General features: G+C 72.6%; 13 protein-coding genes. 6 read left to right on the top strand and 7 right to left on the bottom strand.

The genetic code is table 11. The features are described from left to right. The first annotated feature begins 96 nt into the window (after positions 1–96). Positions 97–2,286: a sensor histidine kinase gene (locus tag WME85_RS44585; protein ID WP_437830320.1), complete on the top strand. Its 2,190-nt coding sequence runs from the start codon at positions 97–99 to the stop codon at positions 2,284–2,286. Between the two features lie 39 nt (positions 2,287–2,325). On the opposite strand, the gene WME85_RS44580 is transcribed toward WME85_RS44585, so the two are convergent. From WME85_RS44580 to WME85_RS44565, 4 genes are all read right to left on the bottom strand, one after another. Then, on the bottom strand, positions 2,326–4,572 hold the full coding sequence (locus WME85_RS44580) for a glycoside hydrolase family 2 protein (RefSeq protein ID WP_437830319.1): 2,247 nt from the start codon (positions 4,570–4,572) through the stop codon (positions 2,326–2,328). Between the two features lie 128 nt (positions 4,573–4,700). Beyond that, on the bottom strand, positions 4,701–5,885 hold the full coding sequence (locus WME85_RS44575; RefSeq protein ID WP_437830318.1) for an aldo/keto reductase: 1,185 nt from the start codon (positions 5,883–5,885) through the stop codon (positions 4,701–4,703). A 30-nt stretch (positions 5,886–5,915) separates the two neighbouring features. After that, on the bottom strand, positions 5,916–7,223 hold the full coding sequence (locus WME85_RS44570; protein WP_437830317.1) for a putative metal-binding motif-containing protein: 1,308 nt from the start codon (positions 7,221–7,223) through the stop codon (positions 5,916–5,918). A gap of 219 nt (positions 7,224–7,442) precedes the next feature. Further along, on the bottom strand, positions 7,443–7,937 hold the full coding sequence (locus WME85_RS44565) for a PIN domain-containing protein (protein WP_437830316.1): 495 nt from the start codon (positions 7,935–7,937) through the stop codon (positions 7,443–7,445). A 278-nt stretch (positions 7,938–8,215) separates the two neighbouring features. On the opposite strand from WME85_RS44565, the gene WME85_RS44560 reads away from it, so the two are divergent. Next, on the top strand, positions 8,216–9,355 hold the full coding sequence (locus WME85_RS44560; RefSeq protein ID WP_437830315.1) for a hypothetical protein: 1,140 nt from the start codon (positions 8,216–8,218) through the stop codon (positions 9,353–9,355). A gap of 73 nt (positions 9,356–9,428) precedes the next feature. Here the strand turns inward: WME85_RS44560 and WME85_RS44555 are convergent, their stop codons facing one another. Continuing rightward, on the bottom strand, positions 9,429–10,880 hold the full coding sequence (locus WME85_RS44555) for a glycosyltransferase family 87 protein (protein ID WP_437830314.1): 1,452 nt from the start codon (positions 10,878–10,880) through the stop codon (positions 9,429–9,431). A 66-nt stretch (positions 10,881–10,946) separates the two neighbouring features. Beyond that, on the bottom strand, positions 10,947–11,675 hold the full coding sequence (locus WME85_RS44550; RefSeq protein ID WP_437830313.1) for a caleosin family protein: 729 nt from the start codon (positions 11,673–11,675) through the stop codon (positions 10,947–10,949). A gap of 384 nt (positions 11,676–12,059) precedes the next feature. Here WME85_RS44550 and WME85_RS44545 point away from each other — a divergent pair, with 384 nt between their 5' ends. Together WME85_RS44545 and WME85_RS44540 are read left to right on the top strand one after the other, a co-directional pair. Beyond that, a complete protein-coding gene (locus tag WME85_RS44545; protein WP_437305147.1) occupies positions 12,060–12,614 on the top strand; it encodes a hypothetical protein in 555 nt (184 codons plus the stop codon). A 95-nt stretch (positions 12,615–12,709) separates the two neighbouring features. Further along, positions 12,710–13,027 carry a hypothetical protein gene (locus WME85_RS44540; RefSeq protein WP_437830312.1) on the top strand — a complete coding sequence of 106 codons (318 nt, stop codon included), beginning with the start codon at positions 12,710–12,712 and terminating at the stop codon, positions 13,025–13,027. Between the two features lie 54 nt (positions 13,028–13,081). Here the strand turns inward: WME85_RS44540 and WME85_RS44535 are convergent, their stop codons facing one another. Further along, positions 13,082–14,479, bottom strand: coding sequence for a cytochrome-c peroxidase (locus WME85_RS44535; protein ID WP_437830311.1), 1,398 nt, complete (start codon positions 14,477–14,479; stop codon positions 13,082–13,084). A 514-nt stretch (positions 14,480–14,993) separates the two neighbouring features. Here WME85_RS44535 and WME85_RS44530 point away from each other — a divergent pair. Together WME85_RS44530 and WME85_RS44525 are read left to right on the top strand one after the other, a co-directional pair. Beyond that, entirely contained in the window at positions 14,994–17,726 is a 2,733-nt protein-coding gene (locus WME85_RS44530) for a serine/threonine-protein kinase (protein ID WP_437830310.1), read from the top strand. Beyond that, positions 17,720–19,582 (top strand): PEGA domain-containing protein, encoded by a 1,863-nt coding sequence (locus WME85_RS44525; RefSeq protein ID WP_437830309.1) that lies wholly within the window; start codon positions 17,720–17,722, stop codon positions 19,580–19,582. The genes WME85_RS44530 and WME85_RS44525 overlap by 7 nt, the downstream gene beginning before the upstream one ends. Positions 19,583–19,598: the final 16 nt, after the last annotated feature.

Genomic DNA, 19,598 nt, shown 5'->3' with positions numbered 1-19,598 from the left:
CGCGGGCGAGCGGCCGTCCAGGCGCTCCCCGGCCCCTCGCGGCAGGGGAGGAAAGGTGACAGGTCCGCTGTACCATGTACATGTGTACGGAAAGCCATGCAGGAGAGCCACCACCCCGGGGCCGCGGCCCGGCCCAGCGACGCGCCGTTCCTCGCCGGTGACAGCGAGATGGCGCAGCTCATGCGCGATCTCGACTGGTCGCTCACCCCTGTCGGACCCCTGGACCGGTGGCCGCAGAGCCTGCGCACCGCGGTCAGCATCTGCCTCGCCTCGCGTCACCCCATCGAGATCTGGTGGGGGCCCGAGTACGCCCGCTTCTACAACGACGCGTACCGCCCGATCCTCGGCGCGACCAAGCACCCGCAGTTCCTGGGCCGCCCGGGGCGCGAGTGCTGGGGCGAGATCTGGGACGTCATCGGCCCGATGCTCGACGGGGTGCGCGCCACCGGGCAGGCGACGTGGTCGGAAGACTTCCAGTTGATCCTCGCGCGGAATGGCTATCTTGAAGAGACGTATTTCACGTTCTCCTACGCGCCAGTCCTGATCGAGGACGGCACCGTCGGAGGCATCTTCTGCGCGTGCGCCGAGACGACGGCGCGCGTCCTCAGCGAGCGCCGCCTCCGGGCGCTGCGCGCGCTCGGCGCGCAGTCGGCCGCGGCGGCGATGGTCTCCGTGGAGGAGACGTGCGCGCGCTCGGCGAGCACGCTCGCCGAGGGCTCCGCGGACGTGCCGTTCGCGCTGCTCTACATGATCGAGCCCGGCGGCGCGTTCGCTCGCCTCGCCGCCGCCGAGGGGCTCGCCCCCGGCGGCCCGGCGAGCCCCGAGCGCATCTCGCTCGCGGAGGAAGGCGGCGCGTGGCCCCTCCCGGAGGTCGCGCGCGCCCGCCGGTGCCAGCGCGTCGACACCCCCGCCGAGCGGTTCGGCGAGCTCCCCGGCGGCCTCTGGCCCGAGCCGTGCCGCGAGGCGGTCGTGCTGCCGCTCCCGCGCGCCGGGCAGCCCGCGCTCCAGGGCTTCCTCGTCGTCGGCGTCAGCCCGCGCCGCGCGCTCGACGCGGCCTACAGCGACTTCTTCGAGCTCGCGGCCGGCCACATCGCCACGACGATCTCCGGCGCGCGCGCCTACCAGGAAGAGCGCCTCCGCGCGGAGGAGCGGGCCGAGCTCCTCGCGCGCGAGCAGGCCGCGCTCGCCGAGGCCGAGCGGCACAGGTCGCGCCTCGAGACGCTGTTCATGCAGGCCCCGGCCGGGATCTGCGTGCTGCGCGGGCCCGAGCACGTCTTCGAGCTCGCGAACCCGCGCTACCTGAACCTGATCGGCGACCGCGACATCGTGGGCAAGCGCCTCCGCGACGCGCTGCCCGAGACGGAGCAGGTGGTCGTCCCGCTGCTCGACCGGGTGTACGCCACCGGCGAGCCGTTCTTCGGCAACGAGTTCGCCATCTCGCTCCAGCGCGGCGGCGCGATCGAGGAGTGCTTCTTCAACTTCATCTACCAGCCCATCTACGACGCCGCCGCCCGGGTCGAGGGCGTCGCCGTGCTCGCCTTCGAGGTGACCGACCAGGTGCGCGCGCGGCGGCGCGCCGAGCAGCTCGCCCACGCGCTCGCGATCACGAACCAGGATCTCGACCAGTTCGCCTATGTCGCGTCGCACGACCTCAAGGCCCCGCTCCGGGGCATCGCGAGCCTCTCCGAGTGGATAGAGGAGGGGCTCGCCGACAAGATGAGCGACGAGGCGCGCCAGCAGATGCGCATGCTCCGCGGCCGCGTGCACCGCCTCGAGGCGCTCATCGAGGGCATCCTCAGCTACTCGCGCGCCGGCCGCATCCGCGACAGGATCTCGCCCGTCGACGTGGGCACGGTCGTCGCCGAGTGCGTCGAGCTGCTCGCGCCGTCCCCCGAGGCGCGCGTCCTCGTCGGCGGCGGCCTGCCGACGCTCCTCGCCGAGCGCGTGCCGGTGCAGCAGGTGTTCATGCACCTCATCGGCAACGCCCTGAAGCACGCGCGCCGCGCGGACGCCGTGGTCGAGGTCGCGTGCGCCGACGCGGGCGACTTCTACGACTTCTCGGTGAAGGACAACGGCCCCGGCATCCCGCCGCAATTCCAGGAGCGCATCTGGGGCATCTTCCAGACGCTGGAGGCGCGCGACAAGGTCGAGGGCACCGGGATCGGCCTGTCGGTGGTGAAGAAGATCGTCGAGACGCGCGGCGGCCACGTGTCGCTCGAGTCGGAGCCTTACGCCGGCGCGACCTTCCACGTGTACTGGCCGAAGCGCCAGAAGGCGGCCTCGTGACCGGCGCGCTCGTGCCCGGCGCGGCGGCGCGCGGGCGGCTCAGCCGTTGAGGAACCGCTCGCCGGGCGCGGGCTTGCGCCGCTCGGCGACGCTCGCAAAAGCGAACGTGTAGCTGGAGTCGAGCGCCGGGCGGTCCGCCACGGCGAGCTCGAGCTGGAACGTGTCGCCCTCGAACCTGGGCAGCAGGAACGAGAGCGTGGGCCCCTTCTCGTTTCGCCGCGCCGCGAGCTCGGGGAACTGCCAGCTGACGCGCGCGACGGCGCGCCCCGCGATGACGACCCGCGCCTCGAGCGTGCCTGACGCCACGGGCTCCGGAGCGTCGTTGAGGACGAACAGGTCGGCGCGGAACTCTTCGCCGCTCTTCCAGCCGAACTTCGGCGCCCGGGCGCTGGCGAGCGCGGGCCGGCACGCCGCCTTGACCGCGTGGTACGCCGGCTTCGGCCGGTGCGGCCAGCTGATGAGGTTGTTGTTCGCGGCCGACGGCCACGGCTCGTTGAAGCACCAGTTGAGCGCCATGGCGCACACAGGCTTCTGCCGGCGCGCCTCCTCGAAGATGAACTTGTACCCTTCGCACTGGAGGAGCTGCCCTCGCGCCACGAGCTCCTCCAGCGTCCTCTGCGGGCCGAAGTAGTGCTCGATGGTGGCCTGGCAGAGCCAGCTCCCCGGGTCCATGTTCCAGGCGCCGAACCCGTGGTGCGCCTCCCAGGCCGCGCCCTTGCGCGGCGGGAAGAGCTCGGCCTCGGGGATGAACGTCTTCAGGTACTCCACGTCCGAGGGCCCCGGGCACCCGAACTCGGAGTAGGCCGTGTTGCTCGCCGACGCGAAGATCTGGTGTGGCTCCCGCCCGTGCTCGTCGCGAAAGCGGTAGTCGCCGTGCCCCATCCCGTCGAGCGGCGCGGTCGGGATGAAGGGCGTGTCGCGGTCGAGCTCGTAGGTCAGCTTGTTGAGGAGGCGCAGCGGCAGCGACTGGTCGGTCATGCCGGACCATACGTTGAAGAGCTCGTTCCCCCCGCACCAGAACGCGAGCGACGGGTGCTGCCGGACGCGCCGGATCGTGCTCGCCGCCTCCTGCTCCAGCACGCGCAGGTAGCTCGGCTCGCCCTCGTACAGGTTGCACGCGAGGTGGAACTCCGTCCAGACCATGAGACCGAGCTCGTCGCAGATCTCGTAGAACGCTTCCTTGTTGATGATCGCGCCGCCCCAGGTGCGGAGCAGGTTGAAGTGGGCGCCCTTCGCCAGCTCGAGGAGCGGGCGGTAAACGCCTTCATCGATGATCCCCGGGAAGATCTCGGGGCAGACCCAGTTCGACCCGCGCGCGAAGACCGTCCGGCCGTTCACCTCGAGCGTCACGGGGGGCCGGCTCCGGCTCTTCGGGAAGCGCGCCGGCTCGTCCCAGGCGCCCTCGTGCATCACCAGCCGGACGCGGCGAAACCCCACCTTGCGCGCGTGGACAACCGCGCCGTCCAGGAGGACCTCGAGCGTGTACAGCTCCGGCTCGCCCTCGCCGTTCGGCCACCAGAGCCGGACACCCTCGAGCCGCGCCTCCGGCCTCTCGCTCGAGACCACCTCCTTCCCCTCCGGGTCGAGCAGCCGGTACGCGGTGATGGCCGCGCCCGCGCCCGGGTCGCTGGTCTCGATCCGCACGTCGAGATCGGCCGAGGTCAGGTCGTCCGACAGGCGGTAACGGAAATCGACCGCGCGGAAGTGGCGCGCCGGGCGCCGCTGGAGGCCTGTCTCTTGCCATATCCCGCACGGGATGAGCCTCGGGTGCCAGTCCCAGCCGTAGCTCACCGGCGGCTTGTTCGAGAGGCGCGCCTGCGTCCGGTCCTCCGGCGACGGCGTGGCCTTGGGCGCGGGGAAGATCACGACGGAGATCTCGTCGCCCGGCCGCGCGCGACCGGTGAGATCGATCTCGAACGGCGTGAACATGCCCTCCTGGTCGTGGCAGAGCTCTCCCTGGAGGTACACCTGAAAGCGGTAATCGACGCCGCCGCAGTAGAAATACACGCGCTCGCCCTTCCCGGCCTGCGGCAGATCGAGCCGCGCGCGGTAGACCCAGTAGACGTCCTCGGCGAAGCGAAACTGCCTGAAGTTGCTCCCGACCGTGTAGTCGGGGAGGCCCTTGGCTCTGGCCCAGTCGAGCTGCACCGCCCCCGGGACACTCGCGGGGACGAACTCCGCGGGAGCGATGGATGGGTCTCTGGTGAACCCGACCTCCCAGGCCAGCGGGGCGAGCGGATACGAGGCGGCGACGTGCTCGGAGGCGAGGCGCGAGGTGATGGGCATGGGCGAGGCCCGGTTCATAGCGCCCCGGCGCGCCGGCCGGAAGGTCGAGATCGGGACATCGCGCGCGCCACAAGGCCGCGGCCGCGCGCCACCGCGGCGTGAGCCTCGCTCCGGCGCGCGGTCGAGACTCAGTGTTTGCCGAGGCGCTTGACCTCTTGCCCGGCGAGCAGCGCGTGCGCCTCCGCCAGCACCTCGGGGATGCGGTGCCGCTGCGGCGCCTCTGCGAGGGCCTGCGTGAAGTCGAGCTCCCGCGCGCGCTCCGCGCGATTGCCGGGGAACCAGTGGCCGCCGTTCCCGAGGAGGTTGTACCGCATCTTGCCGTAGGCGGTCATGTCGAGCGCCCTGGCGAGGTTGTAGAGCCGCAGGATCTCGCGGATGTTGACGTGCCCGGGCGCGGCCTCCCACTCGGGCAGCCCGACATCCCATGTGTCGAGCCACGCGCGGCCGAGCACCCGCTCGAGCTCCTCGTCGATCCGGCGCAGGATCGGCGCGAGCGCGGCCTCTCGGGCGCCCTCGCCCTCGAGCAGCGGCAGCACCTTCATGTGCTCGTCGAAGTCGGACGGGCGCGCCGCCCCGACGCTGAGCGTGTGGACCTCGGGGCGCGCGAGGCAGAACAGGTCGTTGAACACGATGGGAGAGAGCGGGGCGCACAGCCGCGCGAGCTTCTCGCTCGGCTCGTACAGCTTGCCCCCCTTGTCGGTGGGGCTGATGATGAAGACCCCCATATCGCGCTCGGCGGCGGCCTGGATGGCCGGCCAGGCGATCTGGTTCACGTAATACCAGTGCAGGTTGACGTAGTCGCAGCGACCGTCCTGCACCATGGCCATGATCACGCGCAGCGGCGCGTGCGTCGAGAACCCCACCGCGCGCACGCGCCCCTGCCGCTTCAGCTCGAGCGCGGCCTCGAGGCAGCCCCCTTTGCGCAGCGACCAGGAGAGGCCCGTCTCGTCGTTCACGCCGTGCAGGGCGAACAGGTCGACGTGATCGAGGCGAAGGCGCTTCATCGAGCGCTCGAACGTCTCGAGGAACTTCGCCGGATCGGCCTCGGGGATGGCCTTCGTCTGGACGATGATCCGCTCGCGCGGCAGACTCGGCAGGATCTCCCCGAGCTGCGCCTCGCTCGTGCCGTACCCTCGCGCTGTCTCGATGTGGTTGATCCCGAGCTCGAGCGCCCGCGCGATGCACGCCTCGACGTTTCGCTGGCTCTCGGGCGAGATGCGGTCCCCGTCGCTCCAGGACTGCTGGTACCGCATCCCTCCGCACGAGAGGACGGGCATCTTGATCTCGGTACGACCGAAGCGGCGATAGAGCATGCGTGTGACCTCAGGCTCGGGAGGGGGGATCTACCGCACCCTGCCAGCTCGCCGCAGGCGCCGCAACGCGAGGAGGGCGAGCGGCGAGAGGAAGGGCAGGAGCCGCCACGGGGACCCGGTGTGGGGGTCAATCGCGCAACCGCTGCCGGACGAGCCGCCTTCCCCCTCCTCCTCGGGCGCGCCATTCCCCGACGCGCCCGAGGACCCGGCGCCGGAGCTGCCGGAGCTGCCGGAGCTGCCGGAGCTGCCGGAGGCGCCGCCGCCGCTCGCGCTGCTGGTCCCGCCTGGCGTGCAGAGGCCGGGGTCCTCGTCGACCATGCCGTCGCAGTCGTCGTCGAGCCCGTTGCACTGCTCGGGGCTCGGCGCGCCGGGCGTGCACGACCCGGCGGTGCACGCGACCGCCTCCCGCGCGCACATCCCGACGCCGCACACCTCGCGCACGCCCTCGTCGATCCGCTCATCGCAATCGTCGTCGGCCAGATTGCACGTCTCGGTCGCGTCCGGGTGGACGAGAGGGGACCTGTCGTTGCAGTCGTTCGAGCTCGGCGCGAACCCCGCGGGCGGGCACTTCGCCATGACCGTCGCGCCGAAGAACGACCCGTACCCGTCGCCGTCGGCGTCCTCGTACTGGGTGCTGACCTCGAGGTCCTCGTCGACCTGACCGTTGCAGTTGTCGTCGCGCTCGTTGCAGGCCTCGGCGCGATCGGGGTGGACGTTGACGCTGTAGTCGTCGCAATCCCCGCCGCGGGCGGCGTGATCCGGAGGCTGGGCGCAATCGATCCTGGGCACGCCGGAGTCGCCGTAGCCGTCTCCGTCGCGATCGAGGTAATAGGTCGTCCCTTCGCACCCGTACGCGAACGCGGCGCTGGTGGACGACGCGCCGTCGCCGCGCGAGCCGTTGTCGCCGTTGCCCGAGATGGCCCACACCTCGACGACCACCCCGCCCGGCGCCCCCGGCGCGGTCCACCGCGCGTCGAACCGAACGACGCCGCCGCTCGCCCGCTTCGGCGCGTCGTGGACGAGCTGGTGCTCGTCGACCAGCTTGGTGCCCTGACCGTCGATGGTGGCGAGCCGGCCTGCTCCGGTGCGGAGGTAGAGCCCACCGACGTTGATGTTCGCGGCCGCGATCTGGACCTGCAGAGTCGCCGTCTCGCCGGGAGCCGGGTTCCTCGGGTTGAGATCGATGGTGATGTCGGGCCCCGAACCGCCGTTATGGCAGCCGTTGCACCCCTCCACCACCAGCCCGGTGCGGCGCGCGTGCGCCTGCGACGCGGCCAGCGTGGTCAGCAGGGCCAGGCTCACCGAGAGGATCGGTGAATAAAGCGATGATCTGAGCATGCGCCTCGGTGCGCAGCCCGGGCTCGCGGGCTCCGCGCGCACCGCTGCGACGCTCAGGGATAGCCTTACTCCATGGGATCGACAAGCGCATCCATGCAGAGCGCAACATTGCACCGCGACCATCCAGCGCGGCAGTTCTCGGGCTCTCGATGTCCTGGCCGCTGCCGGCGTCTCCGGAGCAGCGGTGTCGCCATGTGCCTTGCCGTTCAGCGCGGCGCGTTACCCGAGCCGGACGTGCTGCGGCCGCGTCACGTCGCAGACCACGCCGTGGTACTTGAGGAGCCCCTCATCGAGCGTCACCACGGTCGCCTCCGCGCCGTGGGCGGCCCACAGGTACACGAGGTCGGTCGCGTTGGCGAAGGGCCTGCAGCCGCGCATGCGCCTCGTCAGCAGGCCGAGGAACTCGGCGATGGCGCCCTCGTCCGCGGGCGCGACAAGCTCGACCGCGAGGCCCGCCAGCGGGCTCTCGCTCGCGGCCGCCGGCGCCCGTATCGCCGCCGCGCGCGCCGGCGGTGCGCGCGACGCGCGCGACGCGGCGAGCCGTTGCTCGGCCACGTACACCTCGAGCCATAGCTCGGCCGGCGCGAGCACGCGCGCCCCGCCGGCGGCGACGGCCGCGCGGGCGCGCTCGAGGAAGGCGAGCGCGTCCGCGTGCCCCGGCTCGGCGGGCTTCATCGAGGCGATGGCGACGGAGCTGTCGAGCACGATCCGCATCGAGTCCTCACATCGGCTGATGGCACATGTTGGCACGGCGGAGCGGCCGTGGCGGCCAGAACCACGTGGGTTCGCGCGGTACATGCCTTGCTTCGTCGCTGGCCATGAGAGCTTTTCTGGCCCGCATCGTCCTCGCATCCCAGTGGGGCGCGAGCCTCGCTCTGGCGTCTGGCTGCGGCCCCCAGGTCGAGTCCGGCTCCAGCTCGAATCCACCCGGAGGCGCAACCTCGGAGTCTGGCGGAGGCGGCGAGACCGACCCTGCGGACGCCTCGGCGCCGATGGATCCCTATCCGGATCCGACCTGCGTCGGGCCGGTGCATGACGGCGGCTATGATGGGCAGTGCTGTTACCAGGTGCACTGCGCGGCGCCGGTCGACGGCGCCTGCCCTGCGGCCGCCGAGGCGGCGCCCCACCTCGACGGCCTGCCGCCCGGCTCGGGATCGTGCATGTGCGACGGCACCGGCGAGGGAGGGGCCGAGTCGATCCAGGGCCCCTACGCGAACCGCGCCGCGTCGGACCCCGCGAGCTGCTGCTATCTCGTCGGACATATCGGCTGCGAGGGGCGACCCCTCCTGGTCCGGGGCGAGCCTCGCCTCGCGCCGATCGCGCGCGGCCCGAGCGCCTGGTCGCAGACCGACCTGCGGCGCTTCGAGCGCGCGCTGGCGGACACCGACGTTCGCGCGCTCCCGCCGGCGGCGCGCCGCGAGCTCGCCCGCCGCTGGGCCGAGCGCGGCCGGAACGAGCACGCCTCGGTCGCCTCCTTCGGCCGCTTCGCGCTCGGGCTCATGGCGCTGGGCGCGCCTCCCCAGCTGCTCGAGGCCGCGCACCGCGCGGCGGTGGACGAGGTGCGGCACGCCCGCATCGCCCTGGCGATCGCCTCGCTCTACGCCGGCGAGCCGGTGGGCGTGGGCCCGCTGCCCCTGCGCGGCGCGCTCGACGACACAGGCTCGCTCGAGGAGCTCACCCTCGCCACGGTGGTCGAGGGCTGCGTGGGAGAGACCCTGTCTGCCATCGAGGCGGAGGTCGCGGCCCAGGCCGCGGAGGCGCCCGCGGTGCGCATGGCGCTCCAGGCCATCGCCCGCGATGAGGCGCGCCACGCCGAGCTCGCCTGGGCGTTCGTCCGCTGGGCCGTGGCGGTGGGCGGCGCGGGCTTGCGGGAGCGCGTCGCCGCGACCTTCGCGCGCGCGCTCGACCAGGTGCGCTCCACGCCGATCCCTGCCGGCGCCGACTTCCCGTCCACCCACGGGTTCGTGCCTCCGGCCGAGCTCCACCTGCTGCGCCAGCAGGCGATCACCGACGTGCTCCGGCCTGCCGTCGCCGCGCTCGTCGCCTCTCATGTCGCCTCGACAGACCGGGAGTTCGTCAGCGAGCGTGGACATGCCCTCCTGAGCGGCGGGGCGACGTACCTGTCGACGTGAGCCCGCGGCGGCGCCGCCCGCCGCCCCGCCCAGACGCGCGGCGCCGTCCCGGCGCGCGGCGGCGTCGCGGCCGTCATGCGCCGGCCGAGGCCGACGTGGCGGGCGCCCCGCTCCCCAGGCCGTGCGGCGCGTCGCTGTCGCGCGCCGGCGCGAGCGCCTCGGACGCGGCCGCCGCGATCGGCGCGCCCCTGTCGAATCCGCGCGTCGGCTGGCCGCCGCGCTCCGGCGCGACCGCCCCGGGCGCGGCCGACCCCTCGCGCCGCTCCCGCCAGAGCATGTGCATGCCGAGCGCGTAGATAGCGAGCAGCACATACAGGTTCACCGAGAGCGCGAGGGGCGGCAAAGGCGCCTTGAAGCGCTCGTAGACGTACGGAAAGTCGATGGTCGCGAGCGAGATCAGGACCACGAGCGCGCCCATCTCGATCCGGCGCTCGTGCTTCGCCGCCCGGTCGAGCGCGTAGAGCGCGGCCGGGAAGATGTAGAGCACGTGGTGCACGTAGGTGAACGGGCTCGCGACGACCATCGTGACCAGCAGCGGCAGGAACATCCGGAGCGAGCGGGAAGGCGAGGGGTCGCGGCCGCCCAGCGCGAGCGCCGCGCCGAGGAGGAGCAGGATAGTGATCACCGAAGCGGCCTTGATGGTGGCGGCATCCTGGCCGAAGAGCCGCGCGTAGAAGCCGGCGAGCGAGAAGTTCGGCGCCGTGCCCGGATCGAACAGGCCCGGGATCCTGGAGCCGTGCGACATGCGCGGCAGCCGCCTCAGGAACTCGAGCCACGCCGGCGCCGCGCCGAACGGCAGGCTGATCACGACGAGGGCGCCGAGCCCGGCGGCGAGCCCTGCGAGCGCGCGGAAGCGCCGCTGGAGGACCCAGGGAATCGCGAGCAGGATGGGCGTGACCTTGATCCCGGCGGCGACCGCGAGGGCGAGCCCCGCGGGGGTGTCCTTGCCCGAGAGCGAGAGCGCGAGCGCGGCGCAGATGAACACGAGGACCAGCGGGTTGACCTGCCCCATCGCCAGGCTGTGGCGCAGGTTGAGCGACCAGGCGAGAAAGGCGATGAACGCGAGCAGGACCGTGGGGATCGCGGGCCCGCGCGCGGCGTCGTCGGCGTCCCGCGCGCCCCGCGTCGCGCGTCGGATCGCGACGACGGCGAACGTCGCGGCGAGGCCGTAGCTGACGACGGCCGTGCTCGACCACACCTGCTGGGCGGTATCCGGGCTCAGGCGCGCGAGCCACGAGAAGGTGTGCGCGAAGAACGGCGGATACAGGTAGGGGAACGTCAGCTCGTGCGGGAGCTGCAGCTCCCTCGCGATCGACTCGAGGACCGTCACGTCGTAGACGTCGAGCCCCCGGCTGGCCGCGACGGCCGCGCAGTAGAACGACTTGAAGTCGATGGCGACTGGCTGCTTGAGGACGATATCGAGGACACAGAGCCAGGCGGCGCCCGCGGAGAACGCGAACACCGAGAGATAGCCCAGGCGCTCGTTCGAGAGACGCGCCCTGGCGGCGGCTAGGATCGACGTCACGGAGCAATCCATCTGGCGTGAAAGGTCAGGGAGCGAAATGTCCTCAACGTGGGGCGCCTCCGCTGCTCACGCCGGGACGCGCCTGCCGGCGCGGGCCGCCTGCTTCTCTCGCTCGAGCTCGTAGAACAGCGTCCCGTCGTACATCCGACGCAGCTGCTCGCGGGTCAGCTTCCCTCCTTTGCCGGCGAGCGCGTAGACCACCGTCCACTCGCCTGCTGACGCCAGGAACCCGAACACGTCGAGCAGGTCGCGATCCCCCAGGGTGCGCGCCACGAGCTCGCGGACGTTCAAGGCGCCGTCTCGGTCCTTGTCCCAGCGCGAGAACAGCTCGTCGAACTTCGCCGGATCGAACCTGCCGTCCTTGTCGTAGACGCCGGTGTCGCTCGCGTGCTTGCCCCGGTGGATGTTCTCGAGCGTGATCGAGAGCGTGGGCACGAACGATCGCGAGGTCGGGAGCCCGAGCGCCCCGTTGATGAAGAGCGCGAACCACGCGGAGAGCACCCGTCCGATCCCGATCGCGCGGAGCCCTTCGTAGGTCTCGCGGAGGGTGATGATCCCGTCGTGGTTCCTGTCGAAGAACGCCGAGTGCATCTCGAGCGCCGTTCTGTCCCCGAGCGCGGCCGGCTGCGTGCCGTACGCGTCCCTGCTCGCCGACGCGGAGACGAACGCCTCTGGCCCGCGCCCCTCGCCTCGGGCCGCGCCGTCCGGCGCCGAGCTCGCGCCGGCCGAGATCTCGGAGACCTCGGCCGGCTCCGCCGTCTCGGTGGCCGCCGGCTCCCCGTTCAGTTCGTTCATGTGGTGTTCCTCTGGCTCGCGGCGTGTGCCGCGCGCGCGTGCCCGCGGCGCAAGCACGACGTGGGCCGGCGCTGCGCAGCGCCATGGAGGCGCGCGTCGCAGCGGCCGTACGGCCTGCATGTGAGGCAAGATGCCTCGCAGGGTGGCCAATGATCACACGAGCTCACCGGTCCTGGGGCACCCTGCTCCGGGACGCCGCGCTTCCTCTTGCTCCATGCGATCTTCGCCTCGCCCCACATCGCACGCCTCGTGCCCGCGCCGTGGCCTCTCGCCTGGCCGGCGGTGCGTCTGCTGAGTTGGCGCGGCTGCGACGGCCTGGATCACGGAGAGCGGTCCGGCCCTGGGCACGATCTTGCTTGGGGCGTCGCGGCGAGGTGGAACGACATGGCTACACTCTCGACGTCTGCATGGGTATTACATGAGCTCGGTCTGGCCGCGGGGTTCGGCGGCCCTCTCTTCGGCCGGCTGGCGCTGCACCAGGCGGTCAAGGATATCCATTCCGAGGCCGAGCGCGGCAAGGTGCTCGCCGACGCCTGGCAGAGGTACAACCTCGTCAACGCGATCTCGCTCGGCACCGCCGCGGCCACCTGGTTCCTCGGGCGGACGATGATCTCGGGTCGATCGATCGATGCGGAGACCCGCAACCTTGTGCATCTGAAGGACATCCTGCTCGGCGCGACGCTCGCGACGAGCGTCGTCAACATGGTGAGCGGAAGGCAGATGAGCGAGCAGGCGCCCGGCCGCGCCGTGCCTGTCCACGACGGCGACACCCCGTCGCCCCGCACGCCCGGGAAGGCCGCTGCCCTGCAGCAGCTGCTCAACGTCATGGGGCCGCTCAACATCGCCCTCACGGCGGGGGTGATCGGCGTGACCACGGTCCTCGCCATGAAGTCCGGCCGCTCGACGAAGTGGAGCTTCATCTCCCGGCTCCTGCCCTGAGCCGCGGCTTTTTCGCGGAGGGGCGCCGCGGCGCGCCGGGTCCCCGCCGCGCCGGTCCCGCGCGCTCGGCGCCGCTCTCATGATACGATGGCCTGATGAAGGTCATTGCAAGAATGGCGCTCACCGCGCTCGCCGTCGTCGCCGTGAGCTGTAGCAGCGGTCACGGCGAGGAGGGGTGCCCTGAGCTCTGCGAGCGAGCGGTGGAGTGCCCGGGCGAGCCCCAGACCGAGGAGAGCTGCCTCGACACCTGCAGCGCCGACACGGAGACGGCCGAGGAGGCTGGCTGTTCCGACGCCTGGGAGTCGTACCTCGAGTGCCGCAATCACGCCGAGGACAACTGCGATCCCGAGAAGTACGACGAAGAGTGCAGCATCCAGCGGGAGTCGCTGACGAGCTGCCTCGACCGCAGCTGAGGGGAGGGCGCGCGGGCCGCGCGGCCCGGTGAGCACCGGCTACCCACGCCGTGGCTACTCGAAATCGTGGACCGCGCGCCCGCTCGGGAGCTCGTCCGGGATGAGCGCCTCGAGCCGCTTCGGGGTCGCGCGCGGGTCGAGCAGCGCCTCCCCCACGAAGGCGCAGAGCCAGCCGATCTCTTCCTCCGTGAGCTCGATGGGCTGCTGCAGCAGCGGATCGACGGCGGCGAGCACGGGGGCGAGCGGGCCCATCTCGCCCCGCAGGTCCGGGTCCAGGTGAGCGTTCGTGTACTCCGTGGCCGAGCTGTAGACGTCGAGGTGGTGGCGGATGGCGCCCTCCAGCGACGTGAACGCGCCGTTATGGAAGAACGTGGGCTGGAGGGCGACGTTGCGCAGCGGCGGGGTCCTGAACTTGTAGCGGTCCGCCCGGTCGCCCGTGACCTGCTCCAGCCCGAAGTCCTCATCGGCGTTCGGGCCGTCGAAGACGACGTTGGAGAGCGCCGGATCGTCGGTCGGCGCGATCTGCGGCACGCCGATGGCGTGCTGCTGGAAGTCGCTGAACATCTCGTTCGAGCGCCCTGACACGGCGTGGCAGGTGACACACCCCGCCTCGCCGAAGAAGAGCAGCGCGCCGCGCTTCTGCTCCAGCGTCATCGCCTTGCGGCGGCCGCGGGCGAACCTGTCGATGGGCGCGTCGGCGAACGTGAGCGAGATCTCGAACTCGGCGATGGCGGCCGCGATCATGTCGTAGCTGATCGCGCCGCCCCGCTTCACCGCGTCGAAGCGCCGGCCGAACCGGCGGCGGTACGCGTCCTCCTCGTTCACGCGCTCCACGACGTCCGCGCGCACCACGTCGTGCGACGGAGGCGCCTTGTAGCCGGTCATCTCCGTGATCTCGGTCGGCGGGATGAACGCCTGCGCGTCGAGCAGGTGCGGCAGGTACGAGAGCGACATCCCCTCCGGGGAGGTGAACGAGAAGCCCTGGCTGTTGTCGAACGGGTCGCCGGAGACGGCGAAGAACCGCGAGTTCCACATCAGCGTGGGGTAGAAGGCCGAGTTGATGACCGTGGGCGCCCGGCGCTGGTTGCGCGGGCCCTCTCGGCTTGGCCCGACGACGCCGTTGTTGTCGATGCCGATGGCGATCGACTGCGTGTCGGCGAAGCCCGTGGTCGGCGAGTGGCAGCCTGCGCACGAGTTGTCGTCGTTCAGGCCGAGGATGCTGTCGAAGAACAGGTCACGCCCGAGCTTCGCCAGCTTCTTGTCGACCTTCCGCCCGAGGCGCGACTCCAGGGTCGACTCGATCTCTCCGGTGAAGCCGTGTCGGGCGAGCGTCGCCGCGAGCCGGTCATCGATGAGAGAGGCCCTGGCGCGCGCCGGGCGCGCGAGGACGAGCGTGATCACGAGGCATGTCGCCAGGGCGACGAGCGTCCGCCCGATGCATCGCAGGGTCATGGCGCCTCCAGGTCCCCCGGCGGGGGACGCGCACATCGCTGTGCGTCCGTGAGATCAACCAGTCCTGCCCAGATGCTGACCGAGCGGCGGCGAATTGGATGGTTGGAATCTAACGTCGTGAGTTGCCAGTCGGCAAGTCGATTCTTCCATGATTCAACAGACTTACTGCGTGTCCGGGGGTCCGGACACAGCGCTATCTGCGGTTGTCGTGCCTACATCGAGCAGGCGAGTCGGCCGCTGTCGCCGCGCGCTCGCGGCGCCGCGACCCCCGGCGGCGCGGCGCGACGGCGCGCTCCCTCGCTGCCGCGGCGGCTCCGACGAGCCTCCGACGAGCCTCCCACGTGCCTCCCACGGAGATCGACCGGCCGCGTCGTCGCGCCGCGCCGCGGCGACACGCCGGCGTGGCGCCGTTGTAGGTGTGTGGCCGGCGCTCCGCGTGGGTGCGGCGCTCGGGCGCAGCGCGCCTCCGAGGTCGCCCGAGACTCATGCTTTGTGGGGCGCGAGGGGCCGTCGTATGCTTGAGGTGATGGGGCGGACAGCACCTCTGTCGGATCCGACGGCGCTCGTGGGGGGCGCGCTCACGGGCGGATATCGGATCATCCGCGTGCTCTCCGCGCAGGGCTTCGGTGTCGTGTTCGAGGCCCGGGGCCCCTCTGGCCGCCGCGTCGCGCTCAAGGTGCTGCGGCCCGAGGTGGTCACCGAGGACACGCTGTCGCGGCTCAGCCGCGAGGCGAGCGTCACGTCGAAGCTCGACAACGCCCACGTCGTCCCGATCGTCGATGCCGGTCACGACCTCGAGCGGGACCTCGCCTACCTCGTGATGCCGTTGCTCGACGGCACCGACGTCGCCGCCCTGCTCGCCGAGACCGGCCCGCTCTCGCCCGACATCGCCGTGCGGATCGCGCTCCAGGCCGCCGCCGGGCTCTCGGCGGTCCACGCGGCCGGCCTCGTCTACCGCGACGTTCGCCCGCAGCGCATCTTCCTCGAGCACCTCCCGAGCGGGGAGGTCCTGGTCCGCGTCTTCGGCTTCGGGCTCTCGAACAGCCACGACATGGCCGCCTCCAGCCCGGGCAAGGCGAGGAGCTCCGGTCACCACCGGGAGGAGTCGGGGCCGCGGGATCGCGCGGCGGACGTCCGCGGCGACGTGTTCGGCCTGGCGGCCACGCTCTACGAGATGCTCTGCGGCGTCTCGCCGTGGGCCGAGCTCGACGTCACGCCCGACACCGCCGAGCTCGGCCCCGGCGACACGGCCGCGGACGGGCCGCTGTCGTCGCTCGCGCAGCTCCCGTCGATCCAGGACCGCGCCCCGTGGATCGAGGCGCGCCTCGCGGCCGCGCTCTCGCTGGCGCTGCACAGCGACGTCGACCGGCGCTACCCGTCGATCGAGGCGTTCGCCGAGGCGCTGCGCGCTGCCTCCGGCGGCGACGAGCGGCTCACCATCGACCTGCTGAGCCCGCTCGATCCCGAGCTGCGCGAGGCGATCGCCGAGCGCGCCGACGCCGAGACCGACCCGCTCGTCGGCCGCGAGCTCGGCGGCCGGTACGCCGTGCGCCGCCTGATCGGGCGCGGCGGGATGGGCGCCGTCTACGAGGCGGAGTCGCCCGAGGGGCGGCGGGTCGCGGCCAAGGTCATCTTCCAGAGTGCGGTCGGCCAGGACGACCACGCCGTGCGCCGCTTCATCCGCGAGGCGCGCGCGGTGACCGCGATCCAGAGCCCGCACGTCGTGAAGACGTTCGAGCTCGGGACGGATCTCACGCTCGCGACGCCGTTCATCATCATGGAGCTGCTCCACGGCGTCGACCTCGCCAAGCTCCTCAGGATGCGCGGCCCGCTGGAGCCGGCGCCGGTCGTGCGCGTCTTCATCCAGGCGGCGCGCGGGCTCGCGGCGGCGCACGCCGAGGGCATCGTGCACCGCGACATCAAGCCGGCGAACCTCTTCCTGCACGCGCCCTTCGAGGCCGCGGCGCACCGCGCGTCGAGCTCGGTGGCGCCGCCGCCGTCCACGAAGCGCACCTCCGGCTCGGTCCGCCCGCCGCCGTCCGGCCATCGCCGGTCGGGCTCGATCCGTCCGCCGCCGTCCGTCCGCCGCCCGTCCGGCTCGATCCGCCCGCCGTCCTCGAGCGACCGCAGGATCGTCGTCAAGGTCTGCGATTTCGGCATCGCGAAGCGCACCGGCGACGGCGTCTCGCACGAGCTCACGCGCGCCGGCGGGGTGCTCGGGTCGCCGATCTACATGTCGCCCGAGCAGGCGAAGATGGCGAGGGACGTCGATCGCCGCTCCGACATCTGGAGCCTCTCCATCTCGCTCTACCAGGCGCTCTGCGGCAGCTGCCCCTGGGATCCGAACGCCTCGCTCGCCGAGCTGCTGCTCTCCATCTGCACCGAGCGCGTGCCGCCGCTCGGCGAGGCCGCGCCGTGGCTCGACCCGGCCCTCGCCGCCGTCGTGCACCGCGGCCTCTGCCGGGATCCGGCCGAGCGCTGGCAGACCATGGAGGAGATGATCACCGCGCTCGAGCCGCACGCGGACGGCGCGGACATCGTCACGCTCGATCAGCTGCGCGGCATCGACCCGGAGCGGCGGGCCCGCGCCACCCCGATCTCCGAGCTGCGCCGCGAGGCCAGGCTCTCCCGCTCCGTCGAGGGGGAGGAGCGCTCGATCGGCGGCAGCTCCTTCACGGCGGCGCACGCGGCCGCCGGCGCCGCGCGGCGCCGCTTCGTCGGGGCGGCGGTCACGGCGGTCGCCCTCGCCGCGGTCGGCGGCGGCCTCGCCCTGCGCGCCACGACGCGCGACGCCGGGCGCGCCGCGCCCGTCAGCGCGAGCGAGCTCGCGCCGCCCGCCGCGCCCGCGCCCGCGCCGACGCCGGCGTCCTTCACCGCGGTGGTGACGCTCCCGAGGGAGGCGACGGTGCGGGTGAACGGCGCGGCGCGCCCGGTGAGCGAGGGCCGGCTCGATCTCACGGGCAGGGCCGGTGACATGTTCGAGCTCGAGGTGAGCCGCGACGGCGCGACGACGAAGCAGACGGTCTTCATGCTGAGCGACGGCAAGGTCCGCCCCGATCGCATCGAGCTCCAGCCGCCCGCGCCGGCCTCCGCGTCGGTCTCGGCCGCCGAGCCGGCGCCGCGCCGCGAGAAGGCGCGCCGCCCTCCACGCGGCTCCTCCCCGGCGGCCGGCGCTCCCGCGTCCCCCACCGCGTCGCCCGCGGCGCCGCCGGCCCCGACCGCGGTGGTGCCGGTCGACCGGTGGTGATCCGGACGCCGCGCGCGCGGCGCTCCCTCGCGGCGTGCGCGCTCGCCGCGGCGCTCGCCGCGCCTCCGTCCCCGGCGCGCGCGCAGCCCGAGCCGACGGCGCCGCCCGCTCCGGGAGCGCCTCCGGCCGCTGCCGTGCCACCAGCCGCCGTCGCGCCGTCGCCGCCCGCGTCTCCTGACGAGGCGCTCGCCCGGGCGAAGGAGCTCTTTCAGGCGGGGAACGAGCTGCGCAAGACCGGCGACTGCCAGCGCGCGCTCGAGCTCTACCTGAGGTCGCGCCAGATCGTCGCGTCGGTGCCCAACACCCTGAACGCCGCGTTCTGCCTCGATCAGCTCGGGCGTTACGACGAGGCGCTCGAGCTCTACGAGACGCTGCTCACGGAGCTGCGCGCCGAGCTCGGCGAGCCGGAGCGCAAGGGCGTCGCCTCCACGGTCGCCGGGCTGCGCGCGCGGATCGGCGGCGTGCTCGTCTCGTCGAACGTCGACGGCCTGGTGCTCATCGACGGCAGGCCGCGCGGCCGGCTCCCCCTGGCCGGTCCGATCCGGCTGCTCCCCGGCGGCCACACGCTCCGCGTGGTCAAGGACGGCTGGCGCACGTTCGAGGCGATCCTGACGGTGAGGGTCGCCGAGACGACGACGATCGACGCGAAGCTCGAGCCGCTCGCCAGCACGGGCCGCCTGAAGGTCGAGGACGAGCGGCTCGTCGGCGCCGATCTCTTCCTGGACGGCACGCTGATCGGGCAGCTGCCGTGGGAGGGAGCGCTCGCGCCTGGCCCGCACTTCTATTCGGTGCGCAAGGGCAGCTTCGGCTCCGCCCCGCGCGAGGCGAACGTCATCGCGGGGCAGCTCGCCGTGGCCACGGTCGAGGCGGGCCCGCTCGGGGAGGAGGTCCGCGTCGTCGCCCAGCCCCTGAGCGCGGAGCTGACCATCAACAGCGTCCCGGTCGGCAAGGGCCAGTGGCGGGGGGCGCTGCCGCTCGGGCGCCACACGTTCGAGGCGCACGAGCCCGGCTATTTCGCGCGCACGCTCCGCACGACCATCGACAGGACGACGACCGGCGAGTTCGTCCTGCCGCTCGCCATCGACGAGAGCCACCCGCGCTGGGGGCGGAAGGTCGGGGTCTTCCGGCTCGAGGCGGTCGGCGGCTACGCCTTCGCCTCATCGCTCGAGAGCGACGCCGAGCTGAGCTGCGATCGCTTCCACTGCTCCGGCGCCTCGCGCCCGGCCGGCGTCCTCGCGGGGCTGCGCGGCAGCTACCAGTTCCCGATCGGCACCGCCATCGAGCTCACGGCCGGGTACATGCTCCTCCGCACGGAGTTCGATCGCTCCCTGGACGCGACGTTCGCCGATCCGCGCGGGGGCGGGGGCAAGCTCCCCATCAGGTACGCCTTCCACGACGATCTCCAGATGGCGGGCGTGACCGTGATCGTCGGCGGCAGCTACCACCACGAGCTCTCTTCATGGCTCGACGTCGGCGGCGCGCTCGGGCTCGGCATGGTGCTGGCCGAGGCGAGCGACGAGGTGACCGGCACGGCGTCCGACGCGCAGAAGACGGTCGGCGTGGCCGTGTACAACGGGGGCAACCCGGTCCGCTACGCCGCCCCGTTCGCGATGCCGGAGCTCCGGCTGCGGCTGAAGCTCGGTCGGCTCAGCGCCAGCGCGGGCCTCGGCGTCGGCTTCTTCCTCGTCGACGGCCCCCCGCTCGAGACGGGCAACACCAACGTGGTCGGCCGCCAGTGCGACGAGCAGAACCCCACGGTCGACTGCGCGCCGGGCAAGAAGGTCATCTTCGAGGAGCTGGCCCAGGGCACGTTCACGATGTTCTTCCCGAGCCTCTCCGTGGGATACCGCTTCTGAGCGCCGCCGCGCGCGG

The sequence above is a fragment of the Sorangium sp. So ce1153 genome (genome assembly GCF_051521595.1).
In the GTDB taxonomy this organism is placed as follows: Bacteria; Myxococcota_A; Polyangia; order Polyangiales; family Polyangiaceae; genus Sorangium.
Note: the sequence above shows the minus strand (reverse complement) of the source record. Positions and strands in the feature narration are given on the sequence as shown.

Excerpts from the sequence above, each read along its gene's own strand:
- WME85_RS44550 (WP_437830313.1), bottom strand. The coding sequence starts at position 11,675 with ATGAACGAACTGAACGGGGAGCCGGCGGCCACCGAGACGGCGGAGCCG.
- WME85_RS44530 (WP_437830310.1), top strand. The coding sequence starts at position 14,994 with ATGCTTGAGGTGATGGGGCGGACAGCACCTCTGTCGGATCCGACGGCG.
- WME85_RS44575 (WP_437830318.1), bottom strand. The coding sequence starts at position 5,885 with ATGCTCTATCGCCGCTTCGGTCGTACCGAGATCAAGATGCCCGTCCTC.
- WME85_RS44565 (WP_437830316.1), bottom strand. The coding sequence starts at position 7,937 with ATGCGGATCGTGCTCGACAGCTCCGTCGCCATCGCCTCGATGAAGCCC.
- WME85_RS44535 (WP_437830311.1), bottom strand. The coding sequence starts at position 14,479 with ATGACCCTGCGATGCATCGGGCGGACGCTCGTCGCCCTGGCGACATGC.
- WME85_RS44540 (WP_437830312.1), top strand. The coding sequence starts at position 12,710 with ATGAAGGTCATTGCAAGAATGGCGCTCACCGCGCTCGCCGTCGTCGCC.
- WME85_RS44580 (WP_437830319.1), bottom strand. The coding sequence starts at position 4,572 with ATGCCCATCACCTCGCGCCTCGCCTCCGAGCACGTCGCCGCCTCGTAT.
- WME85_RS44570 (WP_437830317.1), bottom strand. The coding sequence starts at position 7,223 with ATGCTCAGATCATCGCTTTATTCACCGATCCTCTCGGTGAGCCTGGCC.
- WME85_RS44560 (WP_437830315.1), top strand. The coding sequence starts at position 8,216 with ATGGATCCCTATCCGGATCCGACCTGCGTCGGGCCGGTGCATGACGGC.
- WME85_RS44545 (WP_437305147.1), top strand. The coding sequence starts at position 12,060 with ATGGCTACACTCTCGACGTCTGCATGGGTATTACATGAGCTCGGTCTG.
- WME85_RS44585 (WP_437830320.1), top strand. The coding sequence starts at position 97 with ATGCAGGAGAGCCACCACCCCGGGGCCGCGGCCCGGCCCAGCGACGCG.